Source organism: Vibrio cyclitrophicus, assembly GCF_024347435.1.
In the GTDB taxonomy this organism is placed as follows: domain Bacteria; phylum Pseudomonadota; class Gammaproteobacteria; order Enterobacterales; family Vibrionaceae; genus Vibrio; species Vibrio cyclitrophicus.
Genome location: NZ_AP025481.1, coordinates 1,608,351 through 1,624,646, shown reverse-complemented (window position 1 = coordinate 1,624,646; position 16,296 = coordinate 1,608,351). Strand labels below are relative to the sequence as shown.

Sequence of the window (16,296 nt, the reverse complement as noted above, 5' to 3'; positions counted from 1 at the left end):
TATTACAAACGAAGGGCTTTACTGACGTTACTTGCTAACTTGTACTGCTAGAGCATAAACAACCTAGGGGTACTCTCCCTCAACTTCTACTGGCACTTTTACTTTGTAGTGACAAGGCTGCAGGCCAAGCAACTTAGGCAGAGTGATGCCGACGGAAACGGAAGACCACGTACCGCTAACAATGCCGACAACCAACGCAATAGCAAAACCTTGCAGCGCAGCACCACCAAGTAGCCAAAGCGCTGATACGGTGATTAGAGTTGTTCCTGAAGTCACCATGGTGCGTGAGAAGGTCGCTTTCACCGATTCGTTAAGTAGGTTGTCAGTATCACCGTTTGGATTACCGCGCAGCATTTCACGGACACGGTCGGCGATGATGATTGAGTCATTGAGTGAGTAACCCAAAATCGCTAACACAGCCGCCAATACGGTCAGGTTGAACTCGAATTGAGTGAAGGCGAACAAGCCTAAGATAAGCGTGACATCATAGATAATCGCGGCAAGCGCACCCAGAGCCAAACGCCATTCAAATCGTACACTCAGGTACAGCATGATCATTAGGAAGCACACCAACACCGCCAAGCCGCCTTGCTCAACCATGTCTTGACCCACTTGAGGGCCAACCACGCTGCTGTTGAGCACTTTTACTTGGTCGCTCACCGATGACAAAGCATCCACTAAGTTTGGCTGTGGAGCATCTGTCAGCTGGCTGTAACGAATCGTCCAGCGATCTTGCTCTGCCATGCCAACCACTTGAACGTCTTGTTGGAAAGCCGTATCAAGCTTGGTTTTTAACGCGTCTTTCGTCACTTGGTCAGAGAGCTGAACCTCGGCAACCACACCGCCAGTAAAGTCCAAGCCCCAGTTAAAACCTTTCACTGCCACCAGCATTACAGAGCTCATGAACAGCATAATAGAAATCACAGACATCACCTTACGGAGGCGAGTCATGTTGCTGTCTGTAATATAGCGGTCTGAAACATAGCTGTTTGAATTAGTCATATTTGAAATACTCATGCTTAAATCCTTACGTCGTGGCGTTGGTCACGCCCCCAAACCAAATTGATGATCGCTCGTGAAGCAAAAATGCCCGTAAACATACTGGTTAGAAGACCTAAGCCCAGAGTCAAAGCGAAGCCCTGAATCGGTCCATTACCAATGGTGTATAGAGCCACAGCAACGATCATGGTGGTGACGTTAGCATCGAAAATTGACGAGAACGCGCTATCGAAACCACGATCGATAGAACTAGCAAAACTACGTCCTTCTTTCATCTTGTCTCGAATACGCTCGAAGATAAGCACGTTGGTATCCACCGCCATACCGACGGTCAGTACCAAGCCCGCAATGCCTGGCAAGGTTAATACCGCACCTGGTAGCAAGGCAATCAAGCCAAACAATGTGGTCATGTTCACCACCAATGCACAGTTCGCGACCCAACCTAAGCGGCGATACCATAGCGCCATAAACGTCAGAGTAAGACCCAAGCCAAGCGCCAAAGCAGCAAAGCCGTTGGTTACGTTTTCGGCACCCAGAGATGGGCCAATAGTACGCTCTTCAATGATGGTAACGGGCGCGGTTAATGAACCCGCACGAAGGAGTAGAGCCAACTCTTGTGCTTCACCTAACGTGCCAGCACCTGTGATACGGAAACGGCTACCCAACTGAGATTGGATGTTTGCAACGCTGATCACTTCACTGGTTTTCTCGCTGTTGCCGGCTCTGTCGCGGCTGTATTCGCTGTAAACAGTCGCCATTGGCTTACCAATATTATGGCGAGAAAACTCAGACATTTTTTTGCCGCCAGAAGAATCCAGTGTGATGTTTACTTCTGCGCTGCCCATCTCACCAATGCCACTACGAGCATCGATAATGTGTTCGCCACTCAACACAGCCTTGCGGTCGACTACCACGCGGTTGCCGTCTGTGTCCTTCAGCGTTTGAGTGCTGCGCGTTGGGTTGTCGTACACAGAATAGAAAGCAAGTGATGCGGTTGCACCAATCACATCTTTCGCTGCTGCAGGGTCTTGTACGCCCGGCAGTTCAATACGAATACGGCTTTCACCTTGGCGTTGAATTGATGCTTCTGTGATGCCTAACTCTTCAATACGGCTGCGCATGATTTGCAGGTTTTGTTGAACCGTTAGGTTACGTAGCGTTCTTTGCTCTTCTTCAGATTGGGTTAACGTTAGCGATTTATCTGAACGATCACGTTGCCATTGTGGGAACTCTTCACGAATCAGCTTTTGAGCTTGTTCAAAATCAGCATCAGTGCGGAAATTAAACTTAACTTGGTTGTTCACCACTTCACCACGGGCATAACGCACTTCGCTAGTGATCTCGTCGACCACCGCTTGAGCTTGCGCGTGATAAACCGGTGCCATATCCACTTCTAGCAAGAACTGCACGCCACCGCGTAAATCAAGACCTAGTTGAATCGGCGCAAAACCCATATCAGTTAGCCATTTAGGTGCAGCTGGCTCCATCGCTAGAGCAACGGTTGCGCTGTCGAGGAAGCGCTCATTAAGCACTTCTTTGGCTTTCGCTTGCTGCTCTGCATCTTCTAAGATCACAACTAAGCGTTTGTCTTTTTGAAAGGCTGATGTCGCTTGAATGCCTTCGCTAGCAAGGTATTGCGTCACTTGAGTGGCGTCGATCGTCTGCTCAGAACGGTTACTGATTTGAACCGAGGCGTCCTCACCAAACCAAGAAGGTAAGGCACTTAGAATCATGATAATGATGGTGGCGATAAGCACCACGTATTTCCACTTTGAGTAGTGGTTAATTTGTTTTCTTGGAATGCGTTTTTTCACAGTCAAGATCTCTTCTTTGTACCAATCACCGTAAATACGAGCTCAAAAATAGAGCCGAAAAAAAGCAGTGTTCGAGCATTTTAACCAGCTTGGGTGACCAGTCATTTACTACGATTGGTATAACTGATGTTTTGCGAACACGAGCGATAGCCGAAACCAGAACAAGCTGATTGAACGGTAATGATGCTAAAGCTGATGTCGCTATGTTTGTCTTGGTTAACTGGCGAGCTCAACGGGCACAAGTGACCATCGAGACGACCAATTTAGGGTCAAACGATTAGCTGAGAAGTTCTCGGAAATGCGAGTATTGGATGTTGCCCTCTTTCCACCCCGAAAGCCGGGAGGACGGAGAACTCACAATGCTGGTCCAATGCTGCTTAGTATCCAACATCGGCGTGTTGAAGAGCAGAGAAGCCAGTAGTGATGGGGGAGAGAAGTCGATCAATAGATGATAAGCAGGCTCAAGGTCGGCCACGCTTTCTTGCTCGTTGCTGAGCATACGTCTAAAGGTTACCGCTTGGAGACTCGATTCAGTGTCGTGATAATTGGAACTATCACCTAAAGACGCAGTGTCAAACTGAACCTGATCACATTCCATGTAGCTCGACGGATTATCCGCAGCAGCTTGTTTACAAAGATTATTCTGCGAAGGCTGCTCTTGAGCGGAGTGGATTTGGAATGGCTTAGAAGGGAACGAATAGCCGTTAGAATTCACTAAGCCAAAGCTCAGTAAAAACAACATTAAGACTAATCGGGTACCTAATTTAAGCAATCTAATATCCAAACAACATTCTCGTAGATCGCCAATTTACAATACAAATGAAACGCTGTCTTGATTTAAAACATTTTTTTAGAAAATGATACGAAGCAACCGATTAAGCACTCTCGCATTCAGAACTACATGCCTTTAAATGCGGCCAACAACACCTAATACATTGATGTTATGAATAATGTAAAAAAACAAAAAAACCAAGCAGTGCATCAGTGCATGCTTGGCTTTGAGTTAAGTCTTTCTGTTTGCTTATAGCTTTAGGCTTTAGGCTTTAGGCTTTAGGGCGCATGATATTTTTAACCTTACGGCTGTTTTCACCAAATATACGCTGCACAAGTTGATTCATGTCTTCACGAGAAATTGAGCGAATCGTCGCTTTTACGTTAAACAAAGCTGCTACGCCATAGTCGTGCAAAAGATAACGAGACACGAACCATGCTTGGTCAACAGTGCTAGCATCTAAAGGCGTAAAATCCGCTTCTAATTGCTTGCCCGCCGCTCTAACTTCATCTTGTGAGACCCCCTTCAAAAGGTCTGCAACCACTTTATCAATCGCCACTTCTATCTGTTCAGTATTTTCAGGGGCGATCATCGCACCAATAAACCAATCATGACTTGTTTCTCCATCTTGAGATACATAGTAAGAATAAGGTGAATAATCTAGGCTTAAATCTTCACGAATGTACGCATCTAAACGAGTAGAAAGCACGCGTTGTAGCAGATCTTCCATAAAGATATCTTTCGCCGTTTGCCCTCTTACCATTCCTGTATTAACGGAAGGCTCCGCAATCACTCTTAGCATGTACTCAGTACTGTTGGCACTGTTAACCGCCAAATCAATACGCGCTTTGGAAGGGTGCTTGTACGCGACGTTAAAGTCAGGTGCAGCGGTTTTCTCCAACGGAATAGAAGCCAAGTACTGGCGAACCAAAGGTTTCAGTTCACTAGGATCAATATCGCCCACCATAACCAGTTGGTTACTTCGCAATTGCCCGAATAACTGCTGATGCACATTCTTTACATCCTCAACGGAAACCGCTTCAACACTTTTTCCGTCTAACAACACATGGTCGCTGTTTGCTTGATAAGTATTTTTGTTCATTGCATAGGCGAACTGACCAGCTGGGCTTGCTAAGTAGGATTCTCGGTTTTGAATGAACTCTTGCTTAACCGCCGCTAGTTGCTCTGGTGATACTTTCACTGATGTCACGATCGCGTTGAGTGCGGCAAAAGTTTCCGCTAAACCACTCTTTTTGATCTTAAACTCGACGCCGTGGCGAGTCGGTTCGATGAACGGATAAACTTTAATATCTTCACGATCAAGATGCGCATCAAGCTCCGTTCCTGTAAAACTGCCAACACCACTTCGACCAATAGCCGCAAGAGCCAACTCGGTCGCTGGATATAAGCTTGAGTCTAAAACGGCCTTGCCCCCTAAGCTTGTGTAGTACATACCCACTTCATTACCAGCAAGAGAATCACGCAGATACCACATATCGATACCATTACTGAGCGTCCACTTTTGAACATATGGGTCAATATACATCTGTTCGACCAACACAATATCACCTTGAGAACTCGGTACGGCAAAAGCACTGCTGGTCACTGCAAGCACAGGTTTGGCGCCCGCTTCGCTATAGGTTGCTTTTAAGCTATCGATAGCTTGGGTAACCGCAACTTTATCTTCGCTTTCACTCATCCCTACCACTAAAAAATAGTCACTAGAAAGCAAGGCATTGATACTGGCATTAATCCCTTCAAGATCGAGATTCGCGACAAACTCTTCAAGGCTCGCTTCATAGTCTCTTTGTGATTGCACGGTTTGCTCGTTCACTAAAGCCAACGTTTTCTGATTAGCGTGTTGAGCACTGTCCATGTTGTCCCAGTCGACCTCAACATTATCGAGCAAGTCTTGATAATAGTTCTGCTCGCTGATGATCTCACTTTCAGAGACACCATAATCACGTAGAGATGCCAATGTCGCGATAAGCTCTTGTTGAGTCACCTCACGCGCACCAACAGGGAAACCAACACTGATCGATGAATAGCGCTGATATTCCATTGAGTAATGTTCAGCCACCACCCATTGAGTCGCTAAGGCCGCGTCATTGAACTTGGTGTTGAGTCGTTGTCGAATCAGTTGTTGTGCAGTTTCATCGAGCCAAAGTTGATGCTGTTGTTCGCGAGTCGTTATCTCGCTTGAACCTCGGTTGATCATCAAAGAAATACTTGGGGTTTCCCCTTCTGCATACTCGATATAATCACCGTCATTGAACTTTATGATTCTTTGTTTTCCTGGCTTTGGTGTTTCACCACGTTCCCAGCTAGAAAACTTCGCTTCAATGAGTGGAATAGCCGTTTTTTTTGTCAATGTCACCCGAGACAATCACCTCGACAATTTGGGGCTGATACCAAGTCTGATAAAAGCTATTTATCCCTTGAGAAGTCGCGTTGAGCACAGCTCCTTTGGAACCCAATGCATCTTGGTCTTCATACTGGCTGCCCTCTATAAAGTGATCGAAGAACTGCTCTGCGAATGGTTTATCATCTAAGCGTGCATAACGAAATTCACCAATAATAACGCCTTTCTCTTTTTCTACTTCCGTATCGGCGATTTCAAGGCCATCACCGACATCACGCAGCCAGGTTAAAGCCTGCTCTAATTGTGTATTATCTGGTAAATCTAATTCGTATACGGTTTCTTGGTAAGAGGTATAAGCATTAATATCAGCACCAAAGCTAGCGCCGGCATCTTCAAATAAGCGAATCACGTCATTTTGAGAGAAATTCTTGCTGCCATTGAATGCCATGTGCTCCAAGAAATGAGCATAACCTTCTTGTTGGTCAGTTTCTTGGAACGAACCCGCGTGCACGACTAACCGAACAGATACGGATTCTTCATGATCTGGATAAACATGGTAGGTAAGACCATTTTCTAGCTGGCCTGATGTCCATGCCGGATCCGGCTGGATTAAGGTTTCGGTGATATTTGATGTTGAACTACAGCCAACTAAGGTAAGGCATAGTGCCGTCGCTAAATAATATATTTTCATAACAACCTCTTAATGTCATTCATCAACAATATACAGATTGAATTAATGATTATTATTTAATATTTAACCCGATGAATATCTTTGTGATCTGCATCCTCATTTTATAAACCATCACGCGCTATAAAAAATCGACAGTATTCGTTTAAAATGGCGTTTTGATAAGAACTTATTACGTCCCTTTAAAATCAATGGCTACATCCCTTTAAAGAGCACTTGCGACGCTCGACTAATAGGTAGCTTCTCGCCTGATACATACGCCGACATTTGACCTGAGAGCCCTTTCTTCACCTTATCAATGGCCGAGACTTTCACCACGACAGAACGATGGATCTGCCAAAACTCATCAGGATTAAGCTGGGCGATCAGCTCTTTTAGTGATACGCGAAGAATAAACTCCTCTAACGAACCGCCTTGGCCTTTTTTGAATATCGAGACGTACTTGTCTTCCGCTTTGAAGTAAGCCACATCATCAACGGCGATAAGGTGGATGTCTTCCCCAACGCTGGCTTTGAGCCAAGTGAGATGCTTTTTCTGAGATTGAGAAGGAGACAGCATTTGCTGTGACGTCGATTGTGATAACTGTTGAAGCTGAGCCATTAACGCCGTGATATTCGGTTGTTCTGGCGTAATACCTGATTGCGCTTGGTTACTCGACAGACGCGCTTGCACCTTCTTACAGGTAGCGAGTAAGCGCTCTTCATTGATCGGTTTAAGCAGGTAATCCATCGCATTGTGCTCAAAGGCTTTAACTGCGTATTCATCATAAGCGGTAATGAAAACCACCAAGGGCGGCGAATCTAGCTTGTTCAATTGTTTCGCCAACGAGATACCATCCAGCTCCGGCATACGAATATCAAGAAAGACCACATCAGGCTCAAACTGCTGAATACTCTGCATCGCCTCCAATCCATTTGTTGCCTTGCTGACAATCTCTAGCTCAGGCCAAACCTCAGCAAGGCTCTTGTCTAGGTGATGCCTTAACAGTGCTTCATCGTCTGCGATAATTGCCGTTACGTTCGGCTTTACTGCTGGGTTAGTCATTATTATTCCTTTAAATTCACACTGTAAATCGTCTGTTTTTAGTTGCTGTTCTTAGAGTTTCGGCTCATCGTTCTCGTCGGCAGTTTCGCTTATGAGCGGTAATAAGATCGTCGATACCACCCCACCCTCAGCTTGCTCAGTGATCGTCAGACTAGCTTTCTCACCGTAAAGAGTTTCTATTCGCTGACGAATATTGCTCAACCCAACACCGTGCCCCGTATTCGCAGAAGGCGTTTTTAGCCCAGCGCCATTGTCTGAAACTTCGATTTTTAGCAGCTGTGCTTGTTGAGTAATGCAGATATTCACTTTACCACCTGCGGCTTTGGGCTCGATGCCGTGCGTGAGTGCATTTTCGACTAAAGGTTGAATCAAGAACGGTGGAATCACCTGCAAATAGCTAATCTCGTGTGTTTCAATAGAAAACGCTAAACGCTCATCCAAACGTATCTTTTGGATATTAAGATATGCGTCTAACAAGTCGACCTCTTGTGCGATGGTCGATTGCTCAGTACGGCTGTTTTTCAAAGTCACACGCAACAAGTTAGTCAGTTTTTCGAGCATCAACTTGGCTTTCGTGCTGTCACTCTCAATCAATACATTGATGGTCGCAAGTGTGTTGAACAAGAAGTGCGGTTCAATTTGGCTTTGCAATTGCTTAAGCTGGCTTAGCACCACCACCTTTTCTTGATCGGCCTGACGACGTTTGGCTACTTCCAATTCGTTGTCGGCACGTAACTGTTGCTCTCGGGTGTAGAAATAGTAATAGCAAACCGAACAGAAAATCACACCGAGCAACACCACAGATTTAAGGTCCGAGATATTGGCCCCGAAATATCCGTTCAACCAGTAGTGCGCATTCAAGGTACCAACCGTCATCGCGAACACCATTGAGATGCCCACTTCAAGCGTTCGGGATGTCCTCTTAAACAACTTCACCAAGATGAAAGAAGAACCTACGGCGCTGTAACCAAAGCCAAAACTGATTGCCAGGTTAACCGTTAATCCACCGCCCCAAATCGTATGGGTTGTAATCGCAATAAGAACACAAAATAGCGTGGTGAACGCGAAGCTTTTAATCCATGAAAACCGACTGTTTGAAGAAGTGTTCATTAAAATCGTCCTTTGATATTTAAGAGAATCATATGACTATCAGGTAAGTTGGCGTAAGCAGAATCACTTTTACCTTCTAGAAAGCGTGCAGCAAGTTCCAAATCCAACGATGAATTACCATTATCTAAAGCCTGATAGTTGAGCCACTGCGTTGCAATAAAGCCGCCGTCTTGTGGAGATAACATGACGTCGAATGTCGGCGTGATATCTTCAAGCCAGCCATGTGTCGAATCCATAGACCAGTGAAACATGATGTTGTGTTGAACTAAATTGGCGTGCTGATAGCCTTGCGCATAAGAACCTGCCAACGAAGCTGTCATCGGATTAACCGACAAAGATACTGCACTTTCTATCGCACTTTGCCATTCAGAGTTACTCCAAGCTCGGCTATCAAACCAGTATTCCAGAACCACATTGTGCCCCGAGTCATTGGCCCATGTTAGTCCTGCCAACGCTTGATAAGCCTCGCCCTGCTCTTCTAGATAAACCGGTTTAAGCATTGAGCTCGGCTGACTGTAGCCTAGGCTTTGTCGCTGATAAACCACAGAACCGTGAAACTCCCACGCGAGGTTTAATACCGAAACCAAACTAGCCCCGAGCAAGCCGTGGCGTACATCATCGTAATAAGCGACCCATTGATATTCGTGATCGCCCACTAAGTTATAACGACGTATCCCAAGCCCTTGTTGCTGATTCTGCTTTTCGAATTCATTTACATCTTGGGAAGTCCATGACGAATCACTGTAAAGCAATGTCCACTCGCCCGTCATATCGAACAGTGACGCCGAAGCGACTCCCGCCCCTTCTTCAGCGACAATACCCACAGGATTTTGGCGATAAGGTTTGATGATGTCTAAAGGCCGATAGCCATAACCCACCCCCCAATCCAAACGAACCTTACCAAGCGTCACATCAAGATAGTGGTCACCGATTACTGAATTCGACATCTCAACACCACCTTGCCAAAACAACTCACGCACAATGAATTCAGACTCAAAGCTCGCGTCTTGTTGTTGAGGGTTGTTGCTTAGAATATCGTTGGCTTTCACGGCAAACAGGCCAAGCCAATTGCCATAGCCAATCTCTAGATCCAGCAAACCATTGAGTGACTGACGATTATCTGATGCTAAAGGGCTGAATGGCGATTCTCGCGATTCAACCGACTCAGCGCTCAGTTGCCAATCCCAGGCCAAGCTCAGATCGTCTGCTTGAATCGTGTTACTCGCACAAGACAAAGCAAGCAAAGTAGTGATTGAAGACTTTATGTGGAATCGGCGATTGGGCGCTTTCATGACGTCCACCTACAGACCAGAAACACTGTTACGCGATAAATAAGCAGGGTTGTAATATTTGTCTTCCAAGCTTTGTTCAATCACTTCGCGGTACTCAATCACGGTTTTCTTGCTTGGTTGAATCTTATCGAGCAAGGTCATCGACACCACTGTGGGTAAACCATCACGCACGCCCTCAGTAAACCAAGCTTGTTTTGCCAGCTTTCCTGAACGCAGATACAGATCCGCTTTAACTGGAAACGCTCGGTCTGCCGTTAACCACAGATCAATCGATTGATAGCTGGCACCCTTAGTTTTCGCCGCGAGCTTTAGGTGATGGGTATCGAGCTGTTCACCATTGGGCATCTCAACCTGCTGATCGGCAACCCACTCGCCTTGGTAATCTTCGCTCCAAGTCAGCGTCGAGATATCGCCAACCGACGCTTCACCTAATAGCTTTTGCATTGGTGTGATACGAATTGGGCGGCGCGATTTCGGCATCAGTAACCAATAATTATCTTCAATCATCAGCATCTTTTGACCTGCCTCAACAGCTGATTTAAAGACGACTAATGACTCTCGATTTGGCCTTGTGTAGACATTGTATTCTCGCGTTTTATCCAATTGCTCGTCTTGATATAGCGCCACCAAAGACACTACCTTAGACGCCTGTTCGCTGTTCAAGCGATAGCTATCCGCTTTGGCAATCATCTCAGTGACTTGTTGTGAATCGACAGCCCAGCTTGGTGTCGATGCTAGAACCAGAGCCAAAACAGAGCCCAACGCGAAAGCCAAGATATTGAATGAACGAGTTAATTTACACATAAACGAGTGCCTCCGTGATTGGCTTATTCACGCCTTTGCGAGCAGAGAAATAAGCAGCCAGCAAACATATCGTCAGCACACCTAAAGTGGCGTAACCAACCAGTTCCAATGAGAAGTAAATGTTGAGTGGATAACCTTCGGTTCGACCCGGAGGTGGTGGCATTTGTATATCAACCACCAGCAATAACACCGACACTAAGCCACTCACTAGCGCGCCAATCATGCTACCAATCACCGCCAGTAGTCCCGCCTCTTTTAAGAAACCCGCCACGATTTCAGAAGGGTAACTGCCGAGTGCTGACAAGGTGCCAATTTCACGAGTGCGTTCGGTCACCGACATGGTCATGGTGTTAAACAACGACACAAACACTACCAACGCCATCACAGCACCCATGATGCCGAAGATCCGGTCGTAAAGATCTTTAACCTTGGTATAGAAAAACGCGCGATCTTGCCATGGAGTGATCTCGATCTCTGATCCTTGTTCGCTTTGGCTAGCGCTATTTCGATCTAAAGCAGTTTGGATACGTTGTTGAACGGTCGAGGTCTTGCTTGTTTCAAATAGGAACACCGATAAGGTACTGACTTTGTCTGAGGCCAAAAGCTCTTGAGCGGCAGTGATATGAACATACAGCTGACGCTTATCCAACTCTGGCACGCCTGTCGAGTAGATGCCCTGCACCTTAAAATCAAAAGCGTTCAAAGCACCGTCACTTGTTGTAGCGAGCAGAGTCACCCAATCTCCTACCGCAACTTTAAGATTACGAGCCAAGTCAGTACCCAGCATCACTTGTGGCTCTTGGCTATCGTATCTTGGGGATTTCACATCCGACAGGGTTTGCCCGCTGCGCACATCAAGGAAAGGGCCTTTCATGTCGAACTCACGCTCATTGACACCCGTTCCCATAAAGATGGTCGACTTACTGCCGTTAGACACCAAACCACTGAAATAGACTCGCGGCTGCACACCACGCACGTCACTATCACCGATAATGCTCTTGGTTAGCGTTTGTACGTTATCCAGACCATTGCTCAGCGGCATGTCTTCATCTTGTTCAAAATAACCTGGCGTACTCAAAGTAAGGTGGCCAGTATCACGCGCAGTCGATTCTCTCAGTGACTCATAGGTGTAAAGCCCATAACCACCAGCACTGGTCAGTGCAAATACCGCAATGGCGATGATCAACACCGACAACAAACTACGTCGACCATTTCTTAATAGATTAAGCCACGCCAAACGCACCGAAGTTGGAAGTAAAAACGTGCTCATTCTTTGTGTTAACTTGCCCATGAGATCGTCTCCGTTGCTGTGGCTTGTGGAGCCAATTGTCCGTCGATAAGTTCAATCACTCGGTCACAACGCTGCGCCATTCTTGGGTCGTGCGTTGCGACGATAAAAGTCGTACTCATTTCGTGACCAAGCTCTTTCATAATGTCGATCACAAGGTTCGCAGTGTGGCTATCTAAGCTCGCGGTCGGCTCATCGGCAATCACTAAGCTTGGGTTGTGGATCAGTGCTCTGGCAATCGCGACACGTTGTTGCTGACCTCCAGACAAGCTGTCTGGACGATGATTAACGTAATCCCCTAGCCCAACACGCTCTAACATGTCTTGCGCTCTGCTCTGCTGTTCTTGCTTAGAGCATTGGTTCAACATCAATGGGTAAGCGACATTCTCAAGCGCAGTCATCACAGGAACCAGATTGAATCGCTGAAACACAAAACCCAGCGACTGACGACGAAAACGTGCAGCGGCGATTTGCTCTGTCGGATACGGTTGGCCATCAATATTAATCTGCCCTCGATAATCCATATCCAATAAACCAAGAATATTCAAAAGTGTGCTTTTTCCTGAACCCGACGGCCCACATAGCGCCACCATTTCACCGCGTTGGATCTGACCATCAACGCCCTTGAGTGCATCTACGCTTTGACCACCAGTCACATACGCTTTGCCGATACTGTTAAATTCGATCATTTCATTGTCCTCTGAAGACCAGCTCGTTAATGAGATTTAGTAAACCGTTATTTAGCATTTGCAATGAGCGCCTTCGCAGTCATAGTTTCGATATTGCCAGCATCAGCAGTTTCCATTTTTTCAAGCCACACTTGTGCTTGTTTGAAGTCTTCAGCACGAAGCGATGCGGTAATGCCGTAACGGTAAATCCAGGATGTCGCTGCGAAATGTTGTTGCTGGAAATCATCTTCCGCGAGTAACGAGAGGAACAGGTCATAACCACGGTCAAAGTGGTTAAACATGTCTGGCAGAGAGGTGTAAGTCACCGCAGCCATGGCGCGAGTTAAGTAAGAATCCGGCAACCCTTGAACAAGAGGTTGCTCATGAATCGGTTGGTCTTCGTCTTTAAGCAGCACCAGTGATTTATCAATGGTTGATAAGCCCTTCTCCACATACTTCATCTTGTTCCATGGTAAAAACGCATCACGCCCCATCAGGGTTTCTGTGCTGCCTAGGTAAACCAAGGTCAGTGGTGTCGCCCCGTCTTGTTTCAGCGTGTCGTTAAGGCGTTCGTAAGCCACTTCAACCAAGTCTTCATTGCCTTGCGCGGCTTGGTTGTAGATATCAAGCACGTCTGAACTTGGGTTAGCCAAAGCTAATGACGGTACAAACGAAACAAGAGCAATCAGTAATGAACGCTTAAGCAGAGAAGTGGTAGAGCTTGAATTAAATGAGTGTGAAGTAGTCATGATTTCTAATCCCTTTCAAATGTTGACGTTGAAAGGTTAACTAGAATTTGTCATGCAGTTTTATCAATGCGACGATTGGTCATTACGAGGAGTGAATGGTTGAGCTGGGGCGTGAGTGGAAAATTCAAAAAAGAAAGAGTAGCGAAAGAATAAAATGGATGGATCAAAACATAATCTGATATTGCCCATTTCAGGCCTTGGACAGAGCTGACTCAGTTCTGCCCCATTCCGTGTTTCGACCGAATGAGCACACAACTACACCTAAGTATCATTTGACTTACTTTTCATAATGTCAGTATTTTATCTAAATGACCGCAACTAATAAATTAAGGTGGGTATTGATGCAACTATCAGCAAGTGAGCGTGAGGTATTTTCAAAGCTGTTAAAAGAACTAGCTCGTACACATAAAGTCTGGTTAGATGATCCTGAGGCTTACTACCAAAAGGTTAAAATGGGCAATGCAGTATTGACATGGATTGATGCTCCTAATGACCTAAAGGAAGAAATGAGAGAAAAATGGGAAAGTAAGGAACCTTGCATTTATCAGTTGCACCATTCATCGTGCTCCCTATCTCTAATCCGAGAATTAGCGACGCTTATACATAAGAGAAACCTCAATTGTTTATCCTATGAACTAAACCCTATTATTGAAGAGATAGTATACGAGTATGCTAATTCTGATTTGGATGGTTTTGCTCAATGCATGATACATGAAGGAGAGCAATTCGATGTTAAATTTCAAACGTTAAAAAACATTATAAGTCGTCGAGTGTGGGCCTTTAAAAAAGAGTTTATGCGCTCTGTTTATCAGTTCCCAGTAACGATGTTTAACCTGAGCAATGAGTTACAAATAAGCAAAAATATTCGATTAGTGCCTGCATACGAGATTGCTCTGACGGAAAAGGAGCTAACCCATTTTAAAGATACGAGAACATTTAACTATAACTATTATCTAGAAGTCTCTGTACCAACACAATGCAGTAAGAAACTATCACGACAACTAGCGGAAAGAGCTAGAGATGCTACATATAACGCATTGAAGCTTTTAGCCACTAGATTATCACCCCAAGCCATCCCGCTACTGGCGTCCAATGATAGAAATAATCACCTGTTTGATTTTTACAGAGTAGGAAAAGATAGAAATAACATGGGTAAAACGACAACTCGTAATTTTCACTCTTTCCAGTCCGATTCAGAACAATTTTGGCTAGCTTTTCATGAGAGTAGAGCTTGTGAAACAAACTATATAGACACCGTATTTCAGATACCTGAATTACTATTAACACCTAATTTTTCAAGTCAAAGGGTCGTCGAGCGTTTAGAGCGAGCTTTATTATGGTATGGGGATGCTACCAGAGAACCTAACTTCTATCAGCAAATACAAAAGCTCGTCAGCTCAATGGAAGCACTGGTCAATTTTCACGAAGATAAACTTACAGAGGTCTTCAAACGAAGAGTTACTCATTTAAACATCACTCACAATGGACTTAGTGATTTGATTGAAGACAAAGCAGAAAAACTCTACAAAGCTCGTTCAAAAATCGTTCATGGCTCATCAGTCGATGAGAGATTGGATTTTTGTGCCATTGATTTTTGTTCGGAAACTCTAGTAAGAGCTATCTACTATTTTTCTCTCTTTGGCTTTGAAAAAACAGGCTTCAACAAAAAATTACCTAAATTTCTGGATGAGTTGCCAACACGTGAAGAATTACAGCGCGATAGGAGCTTAATTGCATAAGTAGACTAAAGCTCTGTCTTACTGGTTGCTTTTCGAACTTTTGAATACTTGAGTGGCTTTCTTCATTAGATAACGGCTCATTAACGTGTACTATGTTAGATCGAATTTTTTGAAGGGGGAGCATTTTGTCTCAGTATAAGTATCTTAATCAGGTAAGTGTGTTTATACGTCATAACTTCATATCTAAAGGATGCGAGTTAACCAGTCCCGTCGTGTTAGATCGATATCCTCAGAATAGTAAGTATGAAGCTCTTGAGTTCTCAATAGATGGAAAAAAAATACTTTATAGAAAGGGAAATGTTACACCAGATAGACCAGGTAATTTTCTATCTATATGGAAGAGACCTGATGAAAATAGTACCGATCCGAGAAGAACGATGCCTTACGAAGAACATGATTTAGATTATCTTTTTGTTGAGGTTAGTGATTGCGACATATCGAAGAGAGGTATTTATATCTTCCCGTTAACTGTTTTGGTTAATAAGGGAGTTGTAACCTCAAACAAAGCTAAAGGGAAAATGGCTTTCAGAGTTTTTCCGCCGTGGACTTCAAGCCGTGGAGAGTTAAAATCTAAAGTTTTTTCCGATTCAGCAAAGAAAACTCAGAGGTGGCAGAGTAATTTCTTTTTATGGATTGAAGATAATGAGATTGTTGACTTAGACAAATTCAATAATATTTTCATTAATTTAAATTAGGTTTACTCAATCCTCTTAGACCAAACCTTTTTACTGGTGTGACGCGATTTTATTCATCATACTAGCTTTCCAAAACCCCGTTTTTTCCCCCATACAAAAAGTGATTGGTCAATTGCTAACTTAGGAAATTTACTGGCTCATTTATGTCCAGAACTTGGATAGTCCAATATTTAACTCTTGGCGCTTTATGACTCAAAGTGCCCTAAACGAGTTCATAATAGATAGCTCATCAAGCTCAATACTTCTATAGCCTGATGAACTCATCCCAATAC

General features: G+C 44.8%; 12 protein-coding genes and 1 pseudogene. 2 read left to right on the top strand and 11 right to left on the bottom strand.

Going from position 1 to position 16,296, the window contains the following annotated elements; all coding sequences use genetic code 11:
- Positions 1-63: 63 nt before the first annotated feature.
- The 11 genes and pseudogenes from secF to OCW38_RS21880 all read right to left on the bottom strand — a co-directional run bounded on the left by secF (position 64) and on the right by OCW38_RS21880 (position 13,590).
- Positions 64-1,017 carry a protein translocase subunit SecF gene (secF, locus tag OCW38_RS21930; protein WP_016766881.1) on the bottom strand — a complete coding sequence of 318 codons (954 nt, stop codon included), beginning with the start codon at positions 1,015-1,017 and terminating at the stop codon, positions 64-66.
- Between the two features lie 2 nt (positions 1,018-1,019).
- Complete coding sequence (gene secD, locus OCW38_RS21925; protein WP_016766880.1) at positions 1,020-2,819, bottom strand: protein translocase subunit SecD; 1,800 nt, start codon at positions 2,817-2,819, stop codon at positions 1,020-1,022.
- 271 nt (positions 2,820-3,090) lie between these two features.
- Positions 3,091-3,555, bottom strand: a complete 465-nt coding sequence (locus OCW38_RS21920; RefSeq protein ID WP_010432361.1) for a hypothetical protein — start codon at positions 3,553-3,555, stop codon at positions 3,091-3,093.
- Positions 3,556-3,856: 301 nt separating this feature from the next.
- Positions 3,857-6,638, bottom strand: a pseudogene (locus OCW38_RS21915) (M16 family metallopeptidase).
- 192 nt (positions 6,639-6,830) lie between these two features.
- On the bottom strand, positions 6,831-7,679 hold the full coding sequence (locus tag OCW38_RS21910; protein WP_010432359.1) for a LytR/AlgR family response regulator transcription factor: 849 nt from the start codon (positions 7,677-7,679) through the stop codon (positions 6,831-6,833).
- 51 nt (positions 7,680-7,730) lie between these two features.
- A complete protein-coding gene (locus OCW38_RS21905) occupies positions 7,731-8,789 on the bottom strand; it encodes a sensor histidine kinase (RefSeq protein ID WP_248370908.1) in 1,059 nt (352 codons plus the stop codon).
- Positions 8,789-10,081 (bottom strand): hypothetical protein, encoded by a 1,293-nt coding sequence (locus tag OCW38_RS21900; protein WP_016800463.1) that lies wholly within the window; start codon positions 10,079-10,081, stop codon positions 8,789-8,791. The genes OCW38_RS21905 and OCW38_RS21900 overlap by 1 nt, the downstream gene beginning before the upstream one ends.
- A 9-nt stretch (positions 10,082-10,090) precedes the next feature.
- The gene (locus tag OCW38_RS21895; protein WP_010432356.1) at positions 10,091-10,885 is read right to left on the bottom strand and encodes an outer membrane lipoprotein-sorting protein; all 795 of its coding nucleotides are present in this window, start codon (positions 10,883-10,885) and stop codon (positions 10,091-10,093) included.
- On the bottom strand, positions 10,878-12,176 hold the full coding sequence (locus OCW38_RS21890) for an ABC transporter permease (protein WP_016785465.1): 1,299 nt from the start codon (positions 12,174-12,176) through the stop codon (positions 10,878-10,880). The genes OCW38_RS21895 and OCW38_RS21890 overlap by 8 nt, the downstream gene beginning before the upstream one ends.
- Positions 12,164-12,862, bottom strand: a complete 699-nt coding sequence (locus OCW38_RS21885; RefSeq protein ID WP_065099307.1) for an ABC transporter ATP-binding protein — start codon at positions 12,860-12,862, stop codon at positions 12,164-12,166. Before OCW38_RS21885 ends, OCW38_RS21890 begins: the two co-directional genes overlap by 13 nt.
- A gap of 47 nt (positions 12,863-12,909) precedes the next feature.
- A complete protein-coding gene (locus OCW38_RS21880; RefSeq protein WP_261896116.1) occupies positions 12,910-13,590 on the bottom strand; it encodes a hypothetical protein in 681 nt (226 codons plus the stop codon).
- Between the two features lie 341 nt (positions 13,591-13,931).
- Here OCW38_RS21880 and OCW38_RS21875 point away from each other — a divergent pair, with 341 nt between their 5' ends.
- Together OCW38_RS21875 and OCW38_RS21870 are read left to right on the top strand one after the other, a co-directional pair.
- Positions 13,932-15,329 (top strand): HEPN domain-containing protein, encoded by a 1,398-nt coding sequence (locus tag OCW38_RS21875; protein WP_261896114.1) that lies wholly within the window; start codon positions 13,932-13,934, stop codon positions 15,327-15,329.
- A gap of 212 nt (positions 15,330-15,541) precedes the next feature.
- Entirely contained in the window at positions 15,542-16,024 is a 483-nt protein-coding gene (locus OCW38_RS21870; RefSeq protein WP_010432344.1) for a MepB family protein, read from the top strand.
- Positions 16,025-16,296: the final 272 nt, after the last annotated feature.

What these genes read in the sequence shown, in the direction of transcription:
- secF (WP_016766881.1), bottom strand. Translation starts at nt 1,017, where the DNA reads ATGAGTATTTCAAATATGACTAATTCAAACAGCTATGTTTCAGACCGC.
- OCW38_RS21920 (WP_010432361.1), bottom strand. Translation starts at nt 3,555, where the DNA reads ATGTTGTTTTTACTGAGCTTTGGCTTAGTGAATTCTAACGGCTATTCG.
- OCW38_RS21910 (WP_010432359.1), bottom strand. Translation starts at nt 7,679, where the DNA reads ATGACTAACCCAGCAGTAAAGCCGAACGTAACGGCAATTATCGCAGAC.
- OCW38_RS21905 (WP_248370908.1), bottom strand. Translation starts at nt 8,789, where the DNA reads ATGAACACTTCTTCAAACAGTCGGTTTTCATGGATTAAAAGCTTCGCG.
- OCW38_RS21900 (WP_016800463.1), bottom strand. Translation starts at nt 10,081, where the DNA reads ATGAAAGCGCCCAATCGCCGATTCCACATAAAGTCTTCAATCACTACT.
- OCW38_RS21895 (WP_010432356.1), bottom strand. Translation starts at nt 10,885, where the DNA reads ATGTGTAAATTAACTCGTTCATTCAATATCTTGGCTTTCGCGTTGGGC.
- OCW38_RS21890 (WP_016785465.1), bottom strand. Translation starts at nt 12,176, where the DNA reads ATGGGCAAGTTAACACAAAGAATGAGCACGTTTTTACTTCCAACTTCG.
- OCW38_RS21885 (WP_065099307.1), bottom strand. Translation starts at nt 12,862, where the DNA reads ATGATCGAATTTAACAGTATCGGCAAAGCGTATGTGACTGGTGGTCAA.
- OCW38_RS21880 (WP_261896116.1), bottom strand. Translation starts at nt 13,590, where the DNA reads ATGACTACTTCACACTCATTTAATTCAAGCTCTACCACTTCTCTGCTT.
- OCW38_RS21875 (WP_261896114.1), top strand. Translation starts at nt 13,932, where the DNA reads ATGCAACTATCAGCAAGTGAGCGTGAGGTATTTTCAAAGCTGTTAAAA.